This is a genomic window from Stieleria magnilauensis (assembly GCA_007753675.1).
Classification (GTDB): domain Bacteria; phylum Planctomycetota; class Planctomycetia; order Pirellulales; family Pirellulaceae; genus Stieleria; species Stieleria magnilauensis.
This window is the reverse complement of sequence record CP036432.1, coordinates 4,209,064-4,233,222: the sequence shown is the minus strand read 5'-3', so window position 1 is coordinate 4,233,222 and position 24,159 is coordinate 4,209,064. Positions and strand designations below refer to the sequence as shown.

Below are 24,159 nucleotides of genomic sequence, written 5' to 3'. Positions count from 1 at the left end.
CCCGATCCCCGATGAAGATGGAGTTCAACGACACATGCGATTCCTGAATCAGCATCGCGGAACGCTGGTCACCGCCGTGATCGCTGTGGCGGTCGGCATCGCCAGTTATGCCGTCGTCAGCAGCGACCCGTTGGCCCAGCGCAGTCGTCGATCCTTCACGATCGATTTTTCCAGTGTCTACGACATCGATCCGGGATTGATCCAGTTCGAGCAGACTGGCGAAATCGAAGTCCAGTTGGATGACGTTCGCTGCATGGACGTCGGCCCCGCGGACAAGATTTATGTCGCCGGTGACCAAGCCGTACGTGTGTATTCGCAAGACGGCACCGAGTTGGCGGTGATCCGAACCGAAGGCCAACCCGGCTGCGTGGCCGTCGGTGGTGACGAACATGTCTTCCCGGGTCGAATCTACGTCGGTGGCGGCGACAGGATCGAAGTGTTCCAGCCGAACGGCAGTCGCGTCGGGATTTGGAACGTGCCGGAGCAGAACGTGATCCTGGCATCGATCGCGGTTGCGGGCAACGATGTGTTCGTCGCCGACGCGGGCAACCGCGTGGTGTTGCGATACGACCCGTTCGGCCAACGCGTGGGAACGATCGGCGATCCGGATAACGGCGGACGAACCTTCAACGTCCCCAGTGCCCACTTCGACATCGCGATCGGATCCGAAGGACGGCTGCACGTTGCCAACCCGGGCGCCCTGCGACTGGAGACGTACACGTTCGACGGAGCGCTGGAAGTTCGTTGGGGCGAGCCCGGCGCGACGATCGACCGTTTCTTTGGTTGCTGCAATCCGAGCGAGTTTGCGGTCTTGCCCGGTGGCGAAATCGTGACGTCGGAAAAGGGCATCCCACGGATCAAGGTTTACAGCGAGTTCGGAGAATTTGAGTGTGTGGTCGCGGGGCCGAGCATGTTGGGAGTCGCCCAGTCGGAAATCGGAGACCCCCGCGCCGTCCAAGCCGAAGCGATCTTTGACGTGGCGACCGACAGCCGGGGTCGCATCTTGGTTTTGGATCCGAGACGAAAGTCGGTGCGGATTTTCGAAAGGATCGGTGGCGACGATGCATAAAAAACAAGCCGAAATCAACGTTGCCAACACACGGCGTCAGCCAGTGGCGCGTGACGTTATCAGCACGTGGCGTCAGCCAGTGGCGCATGACGCACGACAACGCCCACGCGCCGCTCGCCTACGCTTCCCGCTGGCATCGGCAAGAGGATCCATCCAATGACGCATCCAGAAACAAACGACGATCGTCGACAATATCTGATTCGCACCGGACGCTACATGCTCCTCGGTGGCCTGTCCGTCTTGTCACTGAACTTGATCGACCGCGCGCTGCGCGGTGGATGCGTGCGGCTGGAATCTCCCTGCCAGAGCTGCGAGCTGTTCAAAGCGTGTGAGCTTTCCAAAGCGGCCGAGGCCAGGCAATCAACGAGCGAGGGGAATGCGTCATGAACAGCGAAAAACAAACCGACAGACGCGGTTTTCTCGCCGACGGCGCACGCGTCGCCGGCGTCGTGTCCGCGGGGGTGTTGGGTGGATTTCTGGCCGGCCGTCGGGGTCAGGCCGACGAGAACCGTTGGCAGATCGATCCCGACAAATGCGTCGGATGCGGCAACTGTGCCACCCACTGTGTGCTCGACGAATCGGCCGTCAAATGCGTTCAGTGTTTCGACATGTGCGGGTTCTGCAACCGTTGCACCGGCTACTACACGCTGGACGGACTGGACAGTCGCGACACGGCCGCGGAGGACTTGCTGTGCCCGACCGAAGCGATCATTCGCACCTTCGTCGAAGGCAAAGCGGGCCAAAACTTCTACGAGTACACGATCGATACCGACGCCTGCATCGGCTGTGCGATGTGCGTCAAGGGCTGTGCCCTGATGAACGGTTCGCTGTACCTGCAAGTCATGCACGATCGCTGTGTCAACTGCAACGAGTGTGCGATCGCGGTGGCGTGTCCCAGCGACGCGTTCGTCAACGTTTCCGCCGACAAACCCTATCGATTGAAACGGGTGGCGTTGGGCGTGATGCGGCAAAAGGCGGGGAAAGCCGACAAGGCCGCGCAGAAGCTGATCGATCAGGTGCAAGCCGATGAATAGGATCTTTCGACTCCGTGTTGCCGCGTTGCTGGTCGTTGCCCTGGTGGGCGGTGTCTTGATGGGCGGCGTGATGGCGGACGAGTCGTCGGATCTGATGTTCCCGGTTCCGGAATTCTCCGATCATCCGATCCCCACGGCCAGTGTCCCGGAAGTGCAGGGCGAGGTGGCGCCTCTCTTGGACGTGGCGATTCTGTTTGTCGCGTTGTGCCTGGCGTCCTACTTCACGCTGGTGTCGCGTTCGCGTCGTAACGTGCTGTTGTTGACGATCGCAAGCTTGCTGTGGTTCGGTTTTTGGCGGCAAGGCTGTGTCTGTCCGGTGGGGGCGACCCAGAACGTCGCGTTGGCGATTTTTGATCCGACGTACGTGGTGCCGTTGACGGTGGTGGCGTTCTTTGTGCTGCCGTTGGTGTTCACGCTGTTCTTTGGACGCACGTTCTGCGCGTCGGTCTGTCCCCTCGGCGCGATGCAGGAGCTGCTCGCGGTTCGCTCGATCAGGGTGCCCCGCTGGCTGGACCATTCGTTGGGTTTGGTCGCCTACATCTACTTGGGTGCCGCGGTCATCTTCGCCGCGACCAAAACCGGATTCATCATCTGTCGCTACGATCCGTTCATTCCCTTTTTCCGCCTGGGTGCGAACACCGACATGCTGCTGTTCGGCAGCAGCATCTTGCTGATCAGCGTGTTTGTCGGTCGACCGTATTGTCGTTATCTGTGTCCTTACGGCGCGATTCTGCGTGTGCTGTCGTGTTTTTCCAAATGGCGTTTGAGCATTCCGCCGGACACCTGCATCAATTGCCAGCTTTGTGAAGACGTCTGTCCCTACGGAGCGATTCATCCGCCGACGGTCACGCAGTCGCCGGAACGTCGGCGAAAAGGGAAACGTCGATTGGTAACCGCCTTGATGGTAGCGCCGGTCGTGGTGCTCGGTTTCTGGTGGCTCGGGACGGCGCTGGCTGTTCCACTGTCGCAGTGGCACCCGGAGTCGCGTTTGGCCGAACAGGTGCGGCTGGAAGAGTTGGGTGTGGCGGCATCCACCACCGAAGCCAGCGACGCCTTTCGAGGATCGGGACGGTCGGTGGAACAGCTGTATCAATCGGCGCTATCGCGGCGCAATGACTTTGTCACCCTCGGCGGATTGCTCGGTGCGTGGACCGGGTTGGTGATCGGTTTCAAGCTGATCCATCTGTCGGTGCGGCGTCGCCGTGATGATTACCAGGCAGACCGTGCGGGATGTGTTTCTTGCGGTCGTTGCTACTGGTATTGCCCGGTCGAAAAGGTCAGACTCGGTCTGATTTCCGATGTTTCCGAAGCCCTGCCCGACGGTCAGCTGCCGACGGGGCCGCTGGTCCAATTGACCGTCGGAGGGAAGAAATCGTGAACGCTTATTTGGGCTATCGATCGATCCTGCTCTCCGCGTGGGTGGCCGGAGTGTTTTCGACGCTCGTCGGCGTGATCTTGGTGATCGATGGCATGAACCGGTTGGACAAGGTTCCCCTGGAAGCGACTTCATTCGTCCAGCTCAGGGAACAGTTCCTCCAGCAGCCCGACAACGATCAGCTGCGGCAAGAGATCCAGGCGTTGGACCTGGCGCTGCGTCAAGAATACTTCCGCGAGTTGCGTTTCACCGAGCGGGGTTCGTACCTGTTGCTGGGCGGCATCCTCGTCACGCTGATCTTCAGCAAGTGGGCCGCCACGCTGTACCGCAAGCTGCCCCGCCCCAAGCCGAAACTGCCCGGTCCTGATAGCGACGAAGTCTTGAGCCACCGGGGGCCATGGGCGGTCGCCGTCGTGATGCTGGTCCTGGTCGGCACGGCCTGGGCGATGAAAGCCGGTCACCAAAGTGTGTTGCCGTCCACCTTGGATGCCTTGGCGTCGGTCCACCATCCGGTCGGCGAGCGGAAGAGCGACGGTCAAGATGCGGTGATCGAACCGGTGCTTGCAGAACTTCCAAGTGCTGCCGAGATGCGGGCGAACTGGCCCAGTTTCCGTGGGGCCGATGGTTCGGGAATCGCTTCCGATCAAGACGCCCCAACGGTCTGGGACGGTGAATCCGGCGAAGGGATAGTTTGGAAGGCGGTGGTGCCGCTGCCCGGTGTCAATTCGCCCATCGTGTGGCAAGACCGCGTGTTTCTCTCCGGCGCGACTGCAGAGGAACGTGGTGTTTACTGTTTCGATGCCGGCTCCGGTAGTTTGCTTTGGAGCACCGACATCGCCGTCGATCCCACGGTCGCCGGCCAGCCGATCAAGACCTCCGATGACACCGGCTATGCCGCGCCGACGATGGCGACCGATGGACGTCTGGTGTTTGCGATGTTTGCCGATGGGCAGTTGGTCGCACTCGATTTCGCCGGCAACGAAATGTGGACGCGTTCGTTGGGCGTGCCGCAGCGAAACAATTATGGCCACGCGTCTTCGCTGGTGACGTACCAGGGTTCGGTGATCGTGCAGTACGACCAGGGAAGCAGCGAGGACCAGCTTTCCAAATTAATGTGTTTCGACGGTGCAACCGGCAGTCCGATCTGGGAAACGATTCGTGCGACACCGGCGTCCTGGTCGTCACCGATCGTGATCGAGCACGACGGCCAAGCTCAGGTCATTACGTGTTGCGATCCCTGGGTGATGTCGCACTCGCCGAGCGATGGGATGGAACTGTGGCGGGCAAACTGCTTGGAACGTGTCGAAGTGGGCCCCTCGCCGGTGTACTCCGACGGCATCGTCTATGCCGGCAACGACACTGCGATCTATGCCGCCATTGCAGTCGACGGATCGGGCGACGTGACCGAAACCCATGTGCAGTGGACCGCCGATTACGGGCTGCCAGATACCTGCAGCCCCCTGGTCACCGACGAGTTTGTTTTGACGCTGGCTTCCTACGGCACGCTGTTCTGTTTCGACAAGCAGAAAGGCGGTGAACCGTTGTGGGAAGAAGATTTCGGAGCGGATTTCCTTTCGTCCCCGAGCCTGGTTGGAGATCGAGTTTATTTGTTCAGCCGAGACGGCACGGCATGGGTGGTCGAGCCGACCGGCGAAGCGTGCAATCGCATCTCGGAAGCTCAATTGGGAGAAGAATGCGTGACCTGTCCGGCGTTTCACCAGGGGAAGATTTTCATCCGAGGAAGCGAGCACTTGTTCTGCATCGGGAGCGCAAACGCTGATGATCAATGACTCGAGTTTCGGGCGAGCTGCCGAATGATCACGACAAACCCACGAATCGACTTGACCGCCGTCGATCGAATGATCGAACAGATCGGTCGCGGCCCCGATGCGGTCATCCCGATCTTGCACGCGGTGCAGAGGGAGTATCGTTATTTGCCGCAGGAGGCGCTGCGGCGGATTTGCGAACAAACCGAGATCACGCCGGCCGCGATCACCGGCGTCGCGTCGTTCTACGATCACTTTCGACATCATCCCGTCGGCAAGCACATGATCAGCGTGTGCACGGGAACGGCCTGTCACGTCAAAGGGGCGGATCTGGTCGACGATGCGATTCGACACGAGCTCAAGCTCGCCCCGCACGAGGACACCGATACCGAGGGTGAGTTCACGGTCCAGAAAGTGGCCTGTCTGGGATGTTGCACCTTGGGGCCGGTCGTGCAAATCGATGATGCGATTTTCGGCCATGTCAGTTCACAGACGACGCCACGGATGCTGCAGGAATACGACGAAGCGGAATTCGTCAAATTGTCTGCCGTGCACCGTCCGATCTCACAGCCGCGGGGGCCGCACACCACGGAGGTCCGGATCGGGTTGGGCTCGTGTTGCCTGGCACTGGGCAGCGACAAGGTGCATGAAGCGCTGTGTGATGCGATCGATGACTCCGGCGGCGACGCCTACGTCAAACAAATTGGTTGCACGGGGATCTGCAGCAAGGTCCCGCTGGTCGAGTTGGTATCGCCCGACGGCACGTCCCAGAGCTACACGAATGTCAATCCCGAGATGGCTCGAAAGATCGTCGAGAAACACTTTCGCCCGAAGGGCATTTCCAAGCCGATCCGCTACGCCGCGTCGCGGATTCTCGATTGGATCCAATCCGATGAAGACCAGGATGTGTTGCAGAAACACCGCGCCGCTCGCGACGGTGTGGTCGACTGCTTCATCGGTCCGCAAAAGCACCTGACGTTGGACTTGCTCGATGCGATCGATCCACTCGATTTGGACGAGTACATGCGTCATGGCGGATTCGAGTCGTTAAAGAAATGTCTCACGCAACTGCAGCCGGAACAAATCCTTGACGAGATCGAGGCCAGTGGGTTGCGGGGCCGTGGCGGTGCCGGATTTCCGACGCACATCAAATGGCGAACCGTCCGTCGCCAAGTGAGCCCGACGAAATACGTCATCTGCAACGGTGACGAGGGCGACCCCGGCGCGTTCATGGACAAGGTGCTGTTGGAGTCGATTCCGTTTCGCGTGATCGAAGGCATGGCGATCGCCGCGTGTACGGTCGACGCCCATGACGGCATCTTCTACGTCCGCGCCGAATACCCGTTGGCCGTCGAACGCATTCGTAACGCGATCGAAATCTGCCGGCAGGGCGGCATCCTGGGCGATTCCGTGTTGGGCACCGAATTTCGTTTCGACCTTGAAATTCGCGAAGGCGCGGGGGCCTACATTTGCGGCGAAGAAACGGCACTGATTCACTCGATCGAAGGCGGTCGTGGCACGCCGCGGATCCGTCCGCCGTTTCCAGCTGAAAGCGGACTCTGGGAGAAACCGACGTTGATCAACAATGTCGAAACCCTGGCCACGATTCCCTGGATCCTGCGCCATGGCGGCAAAGAACTCGCCAAGCTGGGGACGGCAACCAGCAAGGGGACGAAGGCGTTTGCGTTGGCCGGAAAGGTTCGCAACGGCGGTTTGATCGAAGTCCCGATGGGAATCACGATTCGCCAGATCGTCGAGGACATCGGGGGCGGGGTGGAGCCCGGGCGAACGTTCAAAGCCGTGCAGATCGGCGGGCCCTCCGGCGGCTGCGTCCCGGCCGAGTTGGCGGACACGCAAATCGATTATGAATCATTGTCCGCGGTCGGTTCCATCATGGGCAGCGGCGGACTGGTGGTGCTCGATGACAAGGATTGCATGGTCGACATCGCCCGTTACTTCCTAAAATTCACCCAAGATCAGTCTTGCGGTAAATGTACGTTCTGCCGCGTCGGGACCAGGCGTTTGCTCGACATCCTGGACCGGCTGTGCACGGGCAACGGCAAGCAAGGTGATCTGGAACAACTCGAAACGCTGTCGACATCGGTCTGTGCGGGCAGCCTGTGCGGTCTCGGCAAGACCGCGCCCAATCCGATCCTTTCCACGTTGAAGTACTTTCGCGAGGAGTACGAGGCGCACATCGCCGGATACTGCCCGGCCGGCAAATGTGTCGATCTGATCGACTATTGCATCAACGACAAGTGCATCGGGTGCACGCTGTGTTCGCAACACTGTCCCGTCGATGCCATCCCGATGACGCCTTATTACAAACACACGATCGACCTGGATCGCTGCACACGATGTGACACCTGTTACCAAGTCTGTCCCGAGGATGCCGTCTTCATCGCGTCGGAACCCAAATCTAAATCCAAATCGAAATCAAAACCTGCAACGCTCTTACAGTAGAGTTCAGAACGAGGTCGCCCACCGTGCTTAAAATTAAAATCGATGATCGTGAAGTGGAGGTTCCGCCGGGATCGAACATCATCGATGCCGCCGAGCTGTTGGGCGTTGAAATTCCCACGCTCTGTTATCTCAAAGGCTACGAGCCTTCGAATTCGTGCCAGGTGTGCACGGTCAAGGATCGCCGCTCCGGCCGATTGATCTCGGCCTGTGGCACCAAGGTTGTCGAGGGGATGGAGATCGACAACGAAACCGAAGAGATTCGCGACGTGCGGCGGACGGCGTTGGAGTTGCTGCTCAGCGAGCACGTCGGAGACTGTCGCGCCCCCTGTGACTTTGCCTGCCCGGCACACATGGACATCCCGCTGATGTTGGATCAAATCAGCCATGAAAATTTGCGTGATGCCATCGTCACAATCAAAGCGGACATTGCGTTGCCGGCGGTGCTCGGCCGCGTCTGTCCCAAGCCGTGCGAAAAGGGCTGTCGCCGCAAGACCGCCGACGGACCCGTCGCGATCTGCGATCTGAAACGCTTCGTGGCGGATGCCGATTTGGCGACCGACGATCCGTATCTGCCGCCCTGCAAACCGGACAGCGGAAAACGCGTGGCCGTGGTCGGCGCCGGCCCCTCCGGTCTGGCCGGCGTGTTTTACCTGCGTCGATCCGGGCACGCTTGCACGTTGATCGAACAGAACGAATCACTCGGCGGCCGTCTCCGCACCGAAGAAGACGAACAGAGTTTGCCACGTGACATCTTGGATGCGGAAATCAAGCAGATCATTCGGCTCGGCGTGGACGTGCGTTTGCAGACGTCTGTCACCACGAAAGAGCAACTCGATGCATTGTGCGAGGAGTTTGACGCGGTGCTGTTGGCGATCGGCAGGGCCACTCCCGACCAGGTGGAACGCTTGGGAATCAAAGCGAGTCGAAAGGGCATCGATGTCGACTCGGCAACCTACGCGACCAACCGCCGGGGCGTGTTCGCCGTCGGCAATGCGTTGCGAGGAAACGGCATGGTGGTGCGGAGTACGGCTGACGGCAAAGAAGCGGCAACGATCATCAACCAGTACCTCGCCGGCTGGAAGAAGCTCAGCCTGGGGCACGAGTTTTCTTCGCGCATCGGTCGCTTGGAATCGGGCGAGATCGAAGAGTTTCTGGCCAACTCCGTCCCTGCCCCACGCTCCGTTCCCGCGAACGGCACGGACTACGTGCCCTCCGACGCGACGGAGCAATCCGAGCGATGTTTGGGCTGTGGTTGTGTGGCACACAACAAATGCAAACTGGAACGTTGGTCCGAGTACTACGGCGCAAACCCGAACCGCTTTCCCAGGGTGCGCCGTCCTTACGAGGTGGTCGGACGCGCCTCCTCGGTGTTGTTCGAACCGGGCAAGTGCATCAAGTGTGAACTGTGCATCAAGATTGCCGAACGAGCCCAGGAGCCGCTGGGGCTGGCCTTCGTCGGTCGCGGTTTTGATGTCTTGCTGAGCGTGCCGTTTGAAGGGCAACTCGATGATGCCTTGACGAAGGTGGCGGAAGAGTGTGTCGACGCCTGCCCCACCGCCGCGTTGTCGTTTGCGCCCAGTCGCCGCCCGCCGGAACTGACGCAAATTCAAATCTCAAGTCGCGTCAAAGCGAAGCAATGAGCCGAGTAGCCAAGTAGGGCATGCTGTGCATGCCATCGCGCTATCGAGCTATCGGGCCGTCAGGCACAGCCTAACCTGCGACTCCACTCGAGGCCGAACGCCCACGGTCTTCAGCGCGTCGAATGTTCATCCGAATGGACATACCCCTCGGCGTCAAACCGCAATTTGGACCGCTTCTTGCTCGGCCACGCATTCCAAACCGAGACGGCCAACAAGACGGCGATCGCGACGTAGACGACGAGGTCAACGTTGATGACAAACTTACCGACGAGCAACCCAATCGCCGCCAACAGTCCGATCCCAAACGGCGCGTAGCCTTGGCGACGTGTGGCACCGACGGCCAGCCCGCCGACGGCAAAGGTCAAACAGGCGGCGGTCAGCGGAAACAGGTACACGGTCTGCATGAGAAACGTCAGCCCCAGCCAGCCGAGCAGTCCCGCATAGGCGGGATACTGGCACGGACAAGCGAGTCTCGGCAACAGCGCCAGCACGACCGATGGCAACACGGCAAGCGTCTTGCGAAGTTCAACGGTGGGCCTGCGAGGGGGCATCAATAGAATTCTGGAGGAGTGGAACGGTCTTTGACGGGAACGCGGTCGGGTTGCCAGCCACGAATGATTCCTCCTTGAACATGCTGGAGACGACTGAGTCGACGATGCAAGTTGCGGACCGAACGGGCACGCAGGAGGATGTCAAGCTGTTCAGCGTATCGGATTCCGCGGAGCGAGTCATGGCCGCACGGACGACGGGTTGGGGAGATACGGGGGCGGCTTGCCAAACTTTGTAAGGTCGACATTGCGATCGGATGTGTCGATCGCCCAGGGATCTTGCAGAGTTTTTTTCAGATGTGGCGAGTGGCGCGGCAAACTTGGATAAGATCTAGCCTGATCACCAAGTTTCATCACCCGACATCGCCCGGTCCCCGCAGTATGTTTTTGCGTCTATTGTCACGTCAAATCACGGCACTCGCAGTTCTCGCCACCGCGTCCCTACTCACATCGTTGCTCAAGGCCGAGGCGGCAGAGTCAACCGCCCGCCCCAACGTGTTGTTGATTCTGACTGACGATCAGGGCTGGGGCGATTTGGGTTCCAGCGGCAACTCCATCATTTCGACTCCGACGCTGGATCGCCTGGCCGGCGAGAGCGTTCGGCTGAACCGGTTTTATGTGTCACCGGTTTGCGCACCCACGCGGGCGGCACTGTTGACCGGGCGGTACCCCGAACGCACCGGCGTTGCCGGCGTCACCGGTCGCCGCGAAGTCATGCGGGCGGCGGAACGTACGATGGCGGAACGGTTTCGCGACGCCGGTTATGCAACCGGCTGTTTCGGGAAATGGCACAACGGCGCCCAGATGCCGTTGCATCCCAACGGCCAAGGCTTCGAAGAATTCTTCGGTTTTTGCGGCGGTCACTTCAACCTCTACGACGATCCGCTGCTGGAACGAAACGGCGTCCCCGTGCGAACCAAAGGCTACATCACCGATGTGCTGACCGACGCCGCGATCGAGTTCCTCAAGACGCCGCGCGAGCAACCCTTTTTCTGCTACGTGCCTTACAACGCGCCGCACGGACCGTTCCAAGTCCGCCAAGACCTGTTCGACAAGTACGACACCGGAGAAGTTTCAGAGAAAACCGCGGCGGTCTACGCGATGGTCGAAAACATCGACGACAACGTCGACCGCTTGTTGAACACGCTCGAGCAGCAAGGCAAAACGAACGACACCATCGTCCTGTTCTTGACCGACAACGGGCCCAACGGCAAACGATTCAACGGCGGCATGCGCGGCGCCAAAGGCAGCGTCCACGAAGGCGGGTGCCGCGTGCCGTGCTTCATCCGCTGGCCGGGGCAGATCCAACCGAAGCGGATTGAGCAAATCACCGCCCACATCGATTTGCTGCCGACACTCGCCCAATGGTGTGGAATTCCATCGGATGATTCGGCTGCGTTGGACGGCCAAAGCCTGGTGAAATTGATTCAAGACGGCAGCGATCCGGCACTCGCCGAGCGTTCCATTTTGACCTATCGCCCGAACCAATCGCAGCTCGAAAAATTCGGCAAGGCTGCCGTCCGCACCAATCAATATCGGCTGACCATCGAAAATGCCAAGGTCGCGCTGTTTGACATGCATGCCGATCCCGGACAGGAAACCGACATCGCCGAACAGCATCCCGAGACCACCGAGCGGTTGAAATCCGAGATCGAAGGCTATGTCGACGCCATCACGCCAAGCATCACGCAAGCACGTCACGTTCCGATTACCAAACAACGACCGACCTTTATTCCATCGGTCGATGCAACACTGACCGGCAACCCGGGGTTCGCAGACAACATCAGCTGGGCGCACGGCTGGGTCGACAACTGGACCTCGGCCGCCGACACGATCTCGTGGCCGATCGACGTTGCCGAATCGGGACGCTACCAGATCACGCTGCACTACGTTTGCAACGCCAAAGACGTCTCGGTCTCGGCAGCGATCGCGGACCAGGACATTTCGGCGACGCTGCAACGTTTCAAGTCCGAATCGGTCGTCCGTCCTGACTGGGATTCTCAGGCAACGCCCCGCCGTATGCTGTTCTTCGGCCAACAGTCTTTGGGGATGATCAACATCGCGGCCGGACAAACGACTCTGCAACTGAAACGCCAACAGGACGGCCAGATGATCGAACTCGGCGGCGTGACCATTACCAGCGCGGACCTGCCGTCGAAAAAACAATTCCACCTGTTTCTGCTTGCCGGGCAATCGAACATGGCCGGTCGAGGCAAGGTGACGCCGGCCGATCGTGTCCCCGATCCGCGAATCCTGATGCTCGATCGTGACGGAAATTGGGTCCCGGCGACCGACCCGTTGCACTTTGACAAATCCATCGCCGGCGTGGGACTCGGACGCGGGTTTGCCAGACGCTATGCGAGCGAGCACCCCGATGTCACTGTCGGATTGGTGCCCTGTGCCGTCGGCGGATCACCGATCGCCGCATGGGCGCCCGGAGGCTATCACCCACAAACCAAAACGCATCCTTACGATGACGCCTTGCGGCGGATTCAAACGGCCATGGCCAGCGGAACATTCAAGGGAATCCTGTGGCATCAAGGCGAATCGGATTGCAAACCGGGACTGGCCGAGGCGTACAAGTCAAATCTGACGGAGGTGATGGAACGATTCCGCAGTCACGTCGGCGCGAAAACTCCGATCCTCATCGGCGGTCTGGCGCAGCGCGACACGCCAAAGTGGACGGAGCATCGAAAGCGAGTGGACCAAGCCCATCGCGAAGTCGCTTCGGAATTGCCGGCGTGCGCGTTCGTCGAGTCGACCGGGTTGGCGCTCAAAAGCGACAACACTCATTTTGATCGTCAATCGCTGTTGGAATTCGGCCATCGCTACGCCGAGACGCTCGCGGACATTCAGGCAGCGAAGTAGGGCGGCAAGTGGAAGAGGCTCCCAGTGGAAGCCCATTCTGCACCGTCTCGCTGCTTACGCGTTGTCCTGCATCGGCTTGGCCGTCGCTGCGGTCTCTTCGACGCGGAACATGTCGCGCCACGGTAGCTGGATGCCTCCGTCGATGGTCAGGGTGCTGCCGGTGATGTACTCGCTTTCTTCGCGACAGAGGAACACGACGCCGCGTCCGATTTCCTTCGGCTCGCCCAGACGTTTCATCGGCAATTTGGCCGACTCGGTTTTCAGCGTCTCTTCGGAAAAGAATTTTCGTTCGCCCGGCGTGTTGATCCAGCCGGGGTGAATGATGTTGCATCGGATGCGGTGTTGAGCCAATTCGCAGGCGGCCGTCCGCGCCATCTGGTCGTTGGCCGCCTTGGCCATGTTGTAGGCCATCGCGCCGGGCATCGCGAGGTGCGCGTGGGGGCTGCTGATGACCACGATGTTGCCGCCCTTGCCGGCCTTGACCATCTCCGCGGCGCCCGACCGGACGACGTAGAATGCACCCCACATGCTGACATCGATCGTCTTGCGGAACTCCTGCATGTCCGATTCCAGCATCAGGTGCCGGTCGCTGTAGGCCGCATTGCTGACGACGATGTCCAACCCTCCGAGCGTCTCGATCGACGTCCGCATCATCGCTTCGGCTTCTTCTTGCACCGAGACGTCGGCCTGGACCTTGAACGCATCTCCGCCGACCGACTTGCATTCGGCGACCACTTCGTCGGCCTGGTCGGGGTTGGATCGATAGTTGACCGCGACGGTTGCACCGGCACGAGCCAGTTCGACCGCGATGCCGCGACCGATCCCAAGTGATGCCCCGCTGACGATCGCCCGCTTTCCGGATAGTTCAGTCATGTTGATGTGTTGACGCTACAAGAAGTGAAACAGTCCGCCCGAAATGAATCAGCGAAAAGCGTATCGCGACGGCGACCGCGGGAAAACCATGCGGCAAAGAGATCGAGAAAGAACCGCTTCGTTTTCTGGGCGGGCGACGAACCGTCGGGGAGGGGGCTCTGTCGTGGGGTTTCTAACGTCGCCCTCCTGGCAGGCATTGGCATCTAATAAGTCGCGTTTTGCCCAACGGGCATGCATCTCCATCGCCTGGGGGACGTCAAACACCGCACGTGCTTCAAAAGGAAGTTTTCTTTCAGAAATGATTCATATTTGTCAATTGGTGCTTGAAAACTGTCACGAATGAGAGAAAGCTATCACGAAACGCAATACCTGCGCAAGATAGGCAATTTCTGTGGTCCGATCCGTCAACTCGTCCAACGGCGTCAGCAGCGAAACCCGCACGTCCAGTGGCGGGCGTCGTGAGCGTTTGCGACGGATGGTGCGTCAGACCGGGTTCGCATCGTTGGGTGAGTTGGCCGAGTCGCTTTCGGTCAGCGAATCGACGGTCCGCCGCGACTTGGAGCAATTGGAGCGATCGGGCGATGTCCGCCGCACGCACGGCGGGGTGTTTTGGACCGGAGAGAGCGCGACGATCCGGGCGTTCGAAGGCCGCAAGGACACGACGTGGACGGTGAAAGCCGCGATCGGCGCGGCGGCCGCGAAGCTGATCGAAGAGCACGACACGATCCTGTTGGACGGTGGCAGCACGACTTATGAATTGGCCCGTTGTCTGGTCGGTCGGCGGCTTCAGGTCGTGACCAACAGCTTGCCCGTGGCGCACTTGCTTTCCAGCAGTGATTCCATCGACCTGGTCACGATCGGTGGCTGCGTCCGCGGTCGCACGGCGGTGGCGATCGGCCCGATGGCCGAATCGATGCTGCGTCAGATCAACGTGCGGTTGGCGTTCTTGTCGGTCGCGGGGATCAACGAGCGTGGGTATTTCAACAACAACATGATGTTGGTCGAAAGCGAGAAAGCGATGTTGGCGGCCGCCGACCAAGCGTATGTCGTCACCGACCACACGAAGTTTGGCAAAGTCAGCTTGTCCCATCTGTGCCGGTTGGAGGACGTCCAGGGTGTCGTGACCGACTCCGGTCTGGCATCGCACTGGAAAAAGCGGATTGACGACGCTGGTGTCGAACTAGTGTTAGCAGACAACCGACGCAGCGACGAAACCGACGCCGGATCCAATTCAGAATGAGCTCCGAGGGCGGAGCGTTTCACTCTTCTAATCTATTTTCCCCCATCACCACCTCCCTTTCCCCGAACCGAATGAACGCGACTCAAATTGACCGCGCCCGAATCGAATCCCTGGTTCGTCGCGCGATCGCCGGCGGCCTCGGCACTTCGTCGGCGTCTCGGCCCGACATCGGACTTTCCCATGATCCTCCCGGTTGGGTCGACGGCAAGCCGAATCTGCGTGTCAGCATTTCTGCCCGGCACGTTCACTTGACCGACGAGCACGTTGAAATCTTGTTCGGCGCCGGATCGGTGCTGGAACCGGATAAAGATCTGTACCAGGACGGTTTTTACGCCGCCAAGCAGACGGTGATGATCGTCGGGCCACGGCGGCGAATGCTACCCAGCGTGCGGGTCTTGGGGCCGACGCGGGGAGCCAGCCAGGTTGAATTGGCATTCACCGATTCGATCTCGTTGGGCATCGACGCACCGGTCCGTCACAGCGGCCACATCGACGGCACGCCCGGATGCGTGTTGGTCGGACCGGTCGGAAGCGTCCAGCTGGAACAGGGCGTGATCCGGGCGGCGCGTCACGTCCACATGAATTACTTCGATGCGGATCACTTCGGCGTTTCCAACGGCGACATGATGCAGTTGAAAGTCACCAGCCACGAATGCACCACGGTGTTTGACGACGTGCTGGTGCGTGCCGATGAAGCGGCCAAGCTGGAAGTCCACATCGACACCGATGAGGGCAACGCGTGTTTCTTGGACGGCGCGTCCAAGGTCGAACTCACCAAGGGCGGCTGCGGCTGTCATCAATAGTACTTACACCTCCTTTTCTCCTATCAATAGGCAGATTTCCAATGGCGAAGAGTAATGAAGCGCTCGGCATGATCGAGTGCAAAGGGTTTGTTTCCCTGGTCGAAGCAGCCGACGCAATGTTGAAAGCGGCGAACGTCGAATTCCTGGGCTGGGACAAGGTCGGCAGCGGACTGGTCAGCGTGTTTGTCGCCGGCGATGTCGCCGCCGTCAAAGCCGCCACCGATGCCGGAGCCGCGGCAGCCGGACGCATCGGCGAAGTCGTCAGCGTGCAAGTGATCCCACGTCCGCACGACGATTTGCAGAAAGTGCTCAAAACCAGCGCACCGACCGCCAAGAAGTAGTGGCCGCCAAGCAATCGCGGACGCCCACCGGTCGTGTCATCCGACGCGATCGAAACACCCCCTCCACAACAATCGAAAGAAATAAAACCAAGATGAATGACGCAATCGGATTGATCGAAACCAAGGGTTTGCTGGCACTGATCGAAGCGACCGACGCGATGGCCAAGGCGGCCAACGTTGAAATCGTCAAGCGAGTCGACATCGGCGGTGCGTATTGCACCACCGTGGTCAGCGGAGACGTCGGCAGCGTTCGCGCAGCGGTCGAAGCCGGTGCCAACGCGGCCTCGCAAGTCGGCGAGTTGGTTTCCAGCCACGTGATCCCTCGTCCCGCCGAAGGTGTTGCGAAAGCTTTTTTGGCTTAAGCGTCAACCCGCCCGGTGAGTCGCAAGACCGCCCGCGGGATGACGAACGCACGCTGACGTCCACGACAGACCCCAACTCATCGCGGAGGGTACCGCCAGTGCTCGTACTGGTTGCAAACCTGGGATCGACCAGTTTCAAGTATCGGTTGTTCGAAATGACCGATGATGGAGCGATCGACGACATCCAAAACGCACGTTGCCTCGCCAAAGGCGCGGTCGAGCGGATCGGCGATGCGCAAAGCAAGTGCACCGTCGAGATCGGTGATTGGTCCAACGAGCTGACGATGTCGGTGCCCGATCACGGGGTGGCCGTCCAAGCCTGCTTGGATCAGCTGACCGACCCCGAAAACGGTGCGATCGAAAATGCGTCCCAGGTCGCCGCGATCGGTTTCAAAGCCGTCCACGGCGGACGATTGTCGGGCGTGTTTGTGGTCGATGATCAGGTGCTCGATGCGATGGCCGAAATGAATGCCGCCGCACCGGCACACAACCCGCCCTACATCGCGGCGATGAAGACCCTGCAAGCCCGGTTCCCGGATCTGCCGCTGGTCGCCGCGTTCGAAACCGACTTTCACCAAACGATTCCCCCGGCCCGAAAGGAATACGCGATCCCACGTCAGTGGGCCGACGAGTTCCACATTCGAAAGTGGGGCTTCCACGGTGCCAGCCACCGTTACATCGCCTTCCGCAGTGCCGAGATCCTGGGCCGTCAAGACGCCCGCGTGATCTCCTGTCACTTGGGCGGCAGCAGTTCGATCACCGCGATCGAAAATCGACAAAGCGTTCAGACGACGATGGGGATGACACCCCAAACGGGTCTGCCGCAGAACAACCGCGTCGGTGACTTTGACCCCTTCGCCTTGCCCCTGATCCTGCAGCGGACCGGTTTGTCCTTGGACGAAGCGTTGCAAGAACTGGCCAGCAAAGGCGGACTGTTGGGGCTGAGTAACCACAGCGGTGACATCCGCGACGTGGAACAAGCGGCGTCCGAGGGGAACACCCAAGCTCAATTGGCCTTGGATGTCTTCATCGAAGAGATTCGGCGTTACCTGGGTGGAATGCTGGTCGCGCTCGGCGGCGCCGATGCGATCGTGTTCACCGGCGGCATCGGCGAAAACGACACGCTCGTTCGCAGCCGCGTCTGTGCGGGACTGGAACAACTGGGCATCGTTGTCGATTCATCGGCCAACGAAAGCCTGCGTGATCGAACCAACGATCTCGGCGAGGCCTCGTTCCATGCCGGCGATTCCAAAACTCAATTGTGGGTGATCCCGACCAACGAAGAAGTGATCGTGGCCAGGCAGACCCTGCATGCATTGAAGCATTCGTGAAGCCGACCTTTCCTCCTCCCTTAACCCCCAACGAGCCTGGCACGAATGTTCATCGCCCGAGTCACCGGATCGGTCGTCAGCACTCAAAAGGTTGCGACGATGACGGGTCACAAATTACTGGTCGTCGAGCCCTATCGGCTCGATGACAAAAAGCGTCAATCGCTCGTCACAACCGGAAGAACGTTTATCGCCGTCGACACCTTGGGTGCCGGAGAGAACGATTTTGTCCTGATCACACAAGGCAGCAGCGCACGCCTGACGCCGGAAACAAAGGTTTTACCCATCGACGCCGTCATCATTGGGATCGTCGATCAAGTCCACATCGACAAGTTCAGCGTTTACTCGCGCAACGAATCAAACGACCGTTAAGACCGCCCCGCTCTCGCGTGATCGCGGCAGGCCGACATTCACCCCCAACTAGCAACCCACCATGCAATACGACGAAACCCTGATCCGAAACGTAGTCGCACAGGTCCTGGCCGAGGTCGGTCCGATGCCACCGGGTAACGGAGCGGCCCAGCAGGCGGCCCAGCAGGCGGCTTCGGCCGGCGGACACAACGGCGTGTTCTACGATGCCGAGTCGGCCGTCTCGGCGGCACGTGCGGCGTTTGAGCAACTGCGCGAACGCACCCTGGCCGATCGAAAACGGATCATCGACGTCATTCGGCGGATCTCGATCGAGCAGTGCGAAGAGCTGGGCACGATGGAGATGGAAGAAACCAAGATCGGCCGTCTGGAACACAAGATCGAAAAACTCAAGACCCTGGGCGAGCAAACGCCCGGTGTCGAGTTTCTCGAAACCAAAGCCTTCAGTGGCGACTACGGTCTGGCCGTGATCGACCGCGCCCCGTTCGGCGTCATCGGAGCGATCACGCCGGTCACTCACAGCTTGCCGACGATCACCGGTAACGCGGTCAGCATGATCGCCGGCGGAAACACCGTCGTCGTCAATCCCCATCCGTCGGGCAAGAAAGTCGCCGCCGAAGGCGTGCGTCGTTTCAACGAAGCGATCGAGGCGGAAATCGGGATCGACAATCTGATCTGCGTGATCGCCGAACCGACGTTGGAATCCGCCGAAGCGTTGTTCAAGCACCGCAGCGTCGCCTTGATCTGTGTCACCGGCGGTCCCGCCGTCGGCCGCGCAGCGCTCAACAGCGGCAAACGCGCCATCGTCGCCGGACCGGGCAACCCGCCGGTCGTCGTCGACGAAACGGCTGACCTGGATCTGGCCGCCCGATCGATCATCACCGGCGGCGCTTATGACAACAACCTGCTGTGCATCGCCGAAAAAGAAGTCTTCGTCGTCGACTCGGTCTTCGATGCGATGATGGATGCGATGCGACGTGCCGGTGCCGTCCAGCTCAACGCCGCGCAAATCGCCGAACTGACGTCCAAAGCCATCGTCACCGTCGGCGATGACCAACACGACGCGGCCTGCAAAGACTACATCGGCAAGGACGCATCGTTCCTGGCCGCCGCCGCCGGCGTTTCGGTCCCCCCAGAAACCGAGTTGGTGTTCGGGGAAACCGACGAGCATCACCCGTTCGTCAGCGTCGAGCAAATGATGCCGTTCATGCCCTTCGTTCGCGCCCGCGATGTCGATCACGCGATCGCGATGGCCAAACACTACGAACACGGCTTCCGTCACACCGCGATCATCCACTCGCGCAATGTTCGCAACATGACCAAGATGGGACGCGAACTGGACACGACCCTGTACGTCAAGAACGGACCCTGCATGGCGTCACTCGGCCTGGGCGGCGAAGGCTACCTGTCATTCTCCATCGCCGGGCCGACCGGCGAAGGCGTCACCACGCCGACCACGTTCACCCGCGAACGACGATGCAGCATGATCGGCGAACTGCGGGTGGTTTGAGGTTTCAAGTTTCAAGTTTCAAGTTTCAAAGAATGCAGCCTGCGATTGTCCTCGGATCGACCCACGCCACCGTCAAGCATGAAAGCTTGGTCGGCATGCGTTTGGTCGTCTTGCAGCCAATCGGGACGGACGAGAAGGCTGACGGACCGCCGCTGATTGCGTTGGACCAACTCGGTTCACGCAAGGGCGATCACGTGATGATCACCAGCGACGGTTCGTACGCCCGCGAGGCATGCGGACACGATCTGACGCCGGCCCGTTGGACGGTGATCGGATTGATCGACGACATCGAAGCTTAGCCAACCGCCTTCACAACCTCTTTACACCTGACACCCAACCCCAGTATTCGAACGTGAGCCGCCTGACCTACGACCGCAGCAACGAGACAGCGATGATCGCTGACATTGCGCGCCAGGTGATTCGGCGGCTGCGCGAAAGTGGTTCACCGGGTTCAGCCGCCTCGGCTTCGACAACCTCCGCTCCCGCCGGACCGTCCCCGGTCGGCGGCGAAAAGCTGATCACGATCGCAACCTTGGATCGTTATGCGAGCACCGGCCAGATCCTCGCGGTCGAAGGCGCGGTCATCACCCCCGCCGCCCGTGAAGAAGCGGCGCAGCGGGGGATCCAAATTCAATTTGCCGCGTCGGGCGTCGCATCACCCAGCATCACATCGTCCAGCAACGCCGCGAATGCCCAAGCGGACACGTCGCCGCCGACAGAGATGCAGCTGCCGGATTCACTTGGCAATCAACTCGCCCGGCGTGGAATCACGTTGCCGGCGGGTGTCGAAATCCTCTGGACCGACGAGCCCGCCGCGGAAGTGTACCGGCGTTGCAGCGGGGGACAGCGTGCGGCGATGGTCAGCGCCCTGTCGGACGTCGAACGATTCGCCGCCGAACTTTCGCCCAACGTTTGGGTTTTGGATCGCCAGAAACTGAATCTGGTTGCGGCGGTCAACGTGGCCGCTCGTATCGCACGTTGTTCAGCAACGGGCTCCTCGGCGGTGCCGCAAACTTCCGGAGGTTCCCGATGAAACTCGCTCGCACCATCGGCTCGATCACACTTTCCAAGTCGCATCCCGCGATGGCCAACGCCAAGCTGCGTCTGGTCGAGGTCGTGGATTCGATCGATCGAGTCGAAACCGAACCGCTCGGTGGGGACACCATCGTGGCCTGGGACTTGTGCAGCACCGGACTGGGCGACCTGGTCGCCCTAGCCGAAGGCCCCGAGGCCGCCCAGCCATTCAAACCAGACGTCAAACCCTTGGATGCTTCGATCGTCGCCTTGCTGGACGAGGTTGAATTGTAGCCCGTTTCACTCAAACGTTTCGACCAACACACCACACCACACACGTTCCACTGTCACTCGAGAATCCCATGCAAAATATCCACAAGATCAAACAGGACATGTGCGACATCGGCCGTCGCATCTACAACCGCCAATTCGCCGCTGCCAACGACGGCAACATCACCGTGCGAATCAGCGACAACGAAGTCTTGTGCACGCCGACGTTGCACTGCAAAGGGTTTTTGACGCCCGAAGACATTTCCACCGTCGACATGACGGGAAAGCAGATCGCCGGTCGCAAGAAACGATCCAGCGAAGCGTTGTTGCACCTGGAGATCTACAAACAGCGTGAAGACATTCGCAGCGTCGTCCACTGCCACCCGCCGCACGCGACCGCGTTTGCCATCGCACGCGAGCCGATCCCGCAGTGCATCTTGCCCGAAGTCGAAGTGTTCTTGGGCGATGTGCCGATCACAAAGTATGAAACGCCCGGTGGCCAGGCGTTTGCCGACACGATTATTCCGTTCGTCGCCAAGACCAACGTCATGATTCTGGCCAACCACGGCACGGTCAGCTATGGCGAAACCGTCGAACAGGCGTACTGGTGGACGGAGATCCTGGATTCGTACTGCCGCATGCTGATGCTGGCCAAACAACTCGGCAACGTGTCGTATCTGGATCAACAGAAATCGAAAGAGCTGTTGGATTTGAAGGACCAATGGGGATACAAGGACCCGCGGAACACCAAGGAGTACGAGGATTGCGACATCTGTGCCAACGATATCTTCCGTGACTCGTGGAAAGAGTCGGGTGTCGAACGTCGTGCGTTCACTCCGCCACCGGCGATGCCGGCCAAACCGGCCAGTTCCGGCAACGGACAAGCGATGCCGGCCGGCATCAACGAAGAACAACTCGTCAAGCTGATCACCGACGAAGTCATGCGGCAAATGAAGGCCTAGGTACCGCGGCATCCGCTCGGCACAGCTTGGAAGCCGATCCCACTGCTTCCTGGCGACGATCCAAAACAAATCATCCCCTCATCAATCAAACATCATGAAAGTTTCAATCATCGGCGGCGGCGGATTAGTCGGTTCTTGTGCCGCGTATGCTCTGCAGTGTGGCGGTCTGGCCCGTGAAATCGCGCTGCTGGACGTGAACCAGGAACTGGCCGTCGGTCAAGCCCTCGACTTGCAGCATGGCGGACCGAGCGTCGCCGACCAGACGATCGTCGGTGGCGGTTACGAACACATCCCCAGCAGCGATGTGATCTGCATCACCGCCGGACTGCGCCGCAAGCCGGACGAGTCACGGTTGGATTTGATCAATCGCAACACCGATCTGTTCGTCCAGATTCTCAACGACGTCAAAGCGGCCGGCCCGAAACCGACGGCGATTGTGTTGGTTGTCAGCAACCCGGTCGACATCTTGACCTACGTCGCCGCGCAAAAACTGGGGCTGCCCGAAAACCAGGTCATCGGTTTGGGCACCCAGCTCGACACGATTCGATTCTGTGCGTTGATTTCCGAGCAGCTCAAAGCACCGCCGACCCAGACGCGCGCCTTGATCTTGGGCGAACATGGCGAGTCGATGGTGCCGGTTTGGAGCAGTGCGACGATCGCGGGACTGCCGTTGGACAAGTACCCCGGTTGGTCGCCGACGCTGGCGACGCAACTGTTCACGCGGACGCGCGGCAGCGGCGCCGAAGTGATCAAACGCAAGGGCGGAGCCGGCTTTGCGGTCGGCATCGCGATTCGTGATGTGATCGACGCCGTGATTCTGGATCAACGCCGTGTGCTTCCGGTCAGCAGCGTCCAACGCGGCTGTTTCGGCGTTCGCGACGTTGCGCTTTCGGTCCCCACGGTCGTCGGCCGAACCGGCGTCGTCGATCGGATGGAAATCGATCTGTGGCCGAAAGAGGTCCAAGGCATGCGGGCCAGCGGCGCCGCACTCCGCAAGACCCTCGACGTGGTCCTCAAACGCATCCGCTGATGCAATCGTGGCCCCTCGTTCCAAGGCATCGGCCTTGGAATGCCATCTCAGTGAGGTCCCGGAAAGAGCCAGGGGACAAGCCGACGGCGCTCCCCGCGGGCATGGATCGGGGCTCGGGCAATCACCCGGGAAACCTTCGGGTCAATCAAGAGCGGCGCTGACGATCCGCGGGGAACGCTCGCAGTTGAGATTGGGTGCGGGTCAACTTCCCGAAATCACGCCTCTGCACTACGCTATCGGTCATCCCGGTTTGACCGTTATTTTCTCCCAGAGGCCTCCCGATGGCTTTGTATGACGTTTTTGGTGTAGGGAACGCGCTCGTTGACATTCAGGCACGCGTCGACGATGCCCTGCTGCGCGAGCTATCACTCGACAAGGGCATCATGACGCTTGTCGACGACGAACAACAATCCGGCGTGCTCAGCCGTCTCGATGGACGCCCCCTGAATCGCTGTGCCGGAGGATCGGCGGCCAACACAATTGTCGCCCTGGCCGAATTTGGTGGGGCGGCGGGCTACATCGGCAAGGTCGGCAGCGACGCGATCGGCGACTTCTTCTTAAAAGACATGAGCGACCTGGGCGTGTCGATCCAAGTCACGCCGGCGGACCAGCCCACGGGCACCTGCGCGGTGCTGATCACCGAAGACGCTCAGCGCACGATGCTGACCAATCTGGCCGCCTCGACCAGCCTGTGCCCGGACGACATCGACGAGCACAAGATCGCCAGTTCCAAATACGTCTACGTCGAAGGCTATCTGTTGACCGGCGAAACCACCAAAGCGGCCGCCTACAAGGCGTTCGAATTGGCCAAAAAGCATGACGTCAAAGTCGCCTTCACGGCCTCCGACCCGTTCCTGGTCAACTTGATCCGCGATGAGATCTGGGAGCTGATCACCGGCCCTGTCGACTTGTTCTTCTGCAACGAAGAGGAAGCCAAGTCGCTGACCGGAGAAACCGACGCGCTGAAGTGCGCCGTCAAGATTCACGAACACTGCGAAAACGTGGCGCTGACGTTGGGCGGCAAAGGGTCGATCGTGATGCACGGCGGTGAAGAGTTCCCGATTGAAGGGGTGAAGGTCGACGCGATCGACACCACCGGTGCCGGCGACATGTACGCCGGTGCGATGTTGTACGGGATCACCAACGGTTTGGATTGGCGGACCGCGGGGCACTTGGCGTCGCACGCCGCCGCCCGCGTCGTCGCGCAATTGGGCGCCCGGTTGGACCGTAAATTCACCAAGGAAGAAATTGAGGACCTCAGTCGATTGACCGATTAACTGAGTGAAGGAATCTT

23 protein-coding genes are annotated in these 24,159 nt (G+C 60.2%); 21 read left to right on the top strand and 2 right to left on the bottom strand.

Annotated features, from left to right (window positions below; translation table 11 throughout):
• Positions 1 to 34: 34 nt before the first annotated feature.
• The 7 genes from TBK1r_RS14980 (at position 35) to TBK1r_RS14950 (ending at position 9,347) form a co-directional block, all read left to right on the top strand.
• Positions 35 to 1,069: an NHL repeat-containing protein gene (locus tag TBK1r_RS14980; protein ID WP_145212049.1), complete on the top strand. Its 1,035-nt coding sequence runs from the start codon at positions 35 to 37 to the stop codon at positions 1,067 to 1,069.
• Between the two features lie 156 nt (positions 1,070 to 1,225).
• Positions 1,226 to 1,456: a hypothetical protein gene (locus TBK1r_RS14975; RefSeq protein ID WP_145212046.1), complete on the top strand. Its 231-nt coding sequence runs from the start codon at positions 1,226 to 1,228 to the stop codon at positions 1,454 to 1,456.
• Positions 1,453 to 2,103, top strand: a complete 651-nt coding sequence (locus tag TBK1r_RS14970; RefSeq protein ID WP_145212043.1) for a 4Fe-4S binding protein — start codon at positions 1,453 to 1,455, stop codon at positions 2,101 to 2,103. The genes TBK1r_RS14975 and TBK1r_RS14970 overlap by 4 nt, the downstream gene beginning before the upstream one ends.
• Positions 2,096 to 3,481, top strand: coding sequence for a 4Fe-4S binding protein (locus tag TBK1r_RS14965; protein WP_145212040.1), 1,386 nt, complete (start codon positions 2,096 to 2,098; stop codon positions 3,479 to 3,481). The genes TBK1r_RS14970 and TBK1r_RS14965 overlap by 8 nt, the downstream gene beginning before the upstream one ends.
• Positions 3,478 to 5,268 (top strand): outer membrane protein assembly factor BamB family protein, encoded by a 1,791-nt coding sequence (locus TBK1r_RS14960; protein ID WP_419581364.1) that lies wholly within the window; start codon positions 3,478 to 3,480, stop codon positions 5,266 to 5,268. Before TBK1r_RS14965 ends, TBK1r_RS14960 begins: the two co-directional genes overlap by 4 nt.
• 24 nt (positions 5,269 to 5,292) lie before the next feature.
• Positions 5,293 to 7,707 carry an NAD(P)H-dependent oxidoreductase subunit E gene (locus tag TBK1r_RS14955; protein WP_145212034.1) on the top strand — a complete coding sequence of 805 codons (2,415 nt, stop codon included), beginning with the start codon at positions 5,293 to 5,295 and terminating at the stop codon, positions 7,705 to 7,707.
• A gap of 23 nt (positions 7,708 to 7,730) precedes the next feature.
• Complete coding sequence (locus TBK1r_RS14950) at positions 7,731 to 9,347, top strand: 2Fe-2S iron-sulfur cluster-binding protein (RefSeq protein ID WP_145212030.1); 1,617 nt, start codon at positions 7,731 to 7,733, stop codon at positions 9,345 to 9,347.
• Between the two features lie 110 nt (positions 9,348 to 9,457).
• Here the strand turns inward: TBK1r_RS14950 and TBK1r_RS14945 are convergent, their stop codons facing one another.
• Positions 9,458 to 9,898 carry a hypothetical protein gene (locus TBK1r_RS14945; protein WP_145212027.1) on the bottom strand — a complete coding sequence of 147 codons (441 nt, stop codon included), beginning with the start codon at positions 9,896 to 9,898 and terminating at the stop codon, positions 9,458 to 9,460.
• Positions 9,899 to 10,276: 378 nt separating this feature from the next.
• On the opposite strand from TBK1r_RS14945, the gene TBK1r_RS14940 reads away from it, so the two are divergent.
• Complete coding sequence (locus TBK1r_RS14940) at positions 10,277 to 12,763, top strand: sulfatase-like hydrolase/transferase (RefSeq protein WP_145212024.1); 2,487 nt, start codon at positions 10,277 to 10,279, stop codon at positions 12,761 to 12,763.
• A 54-nt stretch (positions 12,764 to 12,817) separates the two neighbouring features.
• Here TBK1r_RS14940 and TBK1r_RS14935 read toward each other — a convergent pair whose 3' ends face one another.
• The gene (locus TBK1r_RS14935; RefSeq protein WP_145212021.1) at positions 12,818 to 13,636 is read right to left on the bottom strand and encodes an SDR family NAD(P)-dependent oxidoreductase; all 819 of its coding nucleotides are present in this window, start codon (positions 13,634 to 13,636) and stop codon (positions 12,818 to 12,820) included.
• 466 nt (positions 13,637 to 14,102) lie between these two features.
• Here TBK1r_RS14935 and TBK1r_RS14930 point away from each other — a divergent pair, with 466 nt between their 5' ends.
• The 13 genes from TBK1r_RS14930 to TBK1r_RS14870 all read left to right on the top strand — a co-directional run bounded on the left by TBK1r_RS14930 (position 14,103) and on the right by TBK1r_RS14870 (position 24,142).
• The gene (locus tag TBK1r_RS14930; RefSeq protein ID WP_419581564.1) at positions 14,103 to 14,876 is read left to right on the top strand and encodes a DeoR/GlpR family DNA-binding transcription regulator; all 774 of its coding nucleotides are present in this window, start codon (positions 14,103 to 14,105) and stop codon (positions 14,874 to 14,876) included.
• Between the two features lie 71 nt (positions 14,877 to 14,947).
• A complete protein-coding gene (gene pduL, locus TBK1r_RS14925; protein ID WP_145212018.1) occupies positions 14,948 to 15,679 on the top strand; it encodes a phosphate propanoyltransferase in 732 nt (243 codons plus the stop codon).
• A 41-nt stretch (positions 15,680 to 15,720) separates the two neighbouring features.
• Complete coding sequence (locus TBK1r_RS14920) at positions 15,721 to 16,020, top strand: BMC domain-containing protein (protein WP_095742162.1); 300 nt, start codon at positions 15,721 to 15,723, stop codon at positions 16,018 to 16,020.
• A gap of 92 nt (positions 16,021 to 16,112) precedes the next feature.
• On the top strand, positions 16,113 to 16,382 hold the full coding sequence (locus tag TBK1r_RS14915) for a BMC domain-containing protein (RefSeq protein ID WP_095742163.1): 270 nt from the start codon (positions 16,113 to 16,115) through the stop codon (positions 16,380 to 16,382).
• Between the two features lie 98 nt (positions 16,383 to 16,480).
• Positions 16,481 to 17,713: an acetate/propionate family kinase gene (locus TBK1r_RS14910; protein WP_145212015.1), complete on the top strand. Its 1,233-nt coding sequence runs from the start codon at positions 16,481 to 16,483 to the stop codon at positions 17,711 to 17,713.
• A gap of 45 nt (positions 17,714 to 17,758) precedes the next feature.
• Positions 17,759 to 18,082 carry a EutN/CcmL family microcompartment protein gene (locus TBK1r_RS14905; protein WP_095742165.1) on the top strand — a complete coding sequence of 108 codons (324 nt, stop codon included), beginning with the start codon at positions 17,759 to 17,761 and terminating at the stop codon, positions 18,080 to 18,082.
• A 61-nt stretch (positions 18,083 to 18,143) separates the two neighbouring features.
• Positions 18,144 to 19,589, top strand: coding sequence for an aldehyde dehydrogenase family protein (locus TBK1r_RS14900; RefSeq protein WP_145212012.1), 1,446 nt, complete (start codon positions 18,144 to 18,146; stop codon positions 19,587 to 19,589).
• Between the two features lie 32 nt (positions 19,590 to 19,621).
• Positions 19,622 to 19,888 carry a EutN/CcmL family microcompartment protein gene (locus tag TBK1r_RS14895; RefSeq protein WP_145212009.1) on the top strand — a complete coding sequence of 89 codons (267 nt, stop codon included), beginning with the start codon at positions 19,622 to 19,624 and terminating at the stop codon, positions 19,886 to 19,888.
• Between the two features lie 53 nt (positions 19,889 to 19,941).
• On the top strand, positions 19,942 to 20,622 hold the full coding sequence (locus TBK1r_RS14890) for a hypothetical protein (protein WP_145212006.1): 681 nt from the start codon (positions 19,942 to 19,944) through the stop codon (positions 20,620 to 20,622).
• Entirely contained in the window at positions 20,619 to 20,897 is a 279-nt protein-coding gene (locus TBK1r_RS14885) for a EutN/CcmL family microcompartment protein (RefSeq protein ID WP_145212003.1), read from the top strand. The genes TBK1r_RS14890 and TBK1r_RS14885 overlap by 4 nt, the downstream gene beginning before the upstream one ends.
• Before the next feature lie 68 nt (positions 20,898 to 20,965).
• Complete coding sequence (locus tag TBK1r_RS14880; protein ID WP_145212000.1) at positions 20,966 to 21,835, top strand: class II aldolase/adducin family protein; 870 nt, start codon at positions 20,966 to 20,968, stop codon at positions 21,833 to 21,835.
• A 94-nt stretch (positions 21,836 to 21,929) separates the two neighbouring features.
• Complete coding sequence (locus TBK1r_RS14875; RefSeq protein ID WP_145211995.1) at positions 21,930 to 22,865, top strand: lactate/malate dehydrogenase family protein; 936 nt, start codon at positions 21,930 to 21,932, stop codon at positions 22,863 to 22,865.
• Positions 22,866 to 23,146: 281 nt separating this feature from the next.
• Positions 23,147 to 24,142: an adenosine kinase gene (locus tag TBK1r_RS14870; protein WP_145211991.1), complete on the top strand. Its 996-nt coding sequence runs from the start codon at positions 23,147 to 23,149 to the stop codon at positions 24,140 to 24,142.
• Positions 24,143 to 24,159 lie beyond the last annotated feature (17 nt).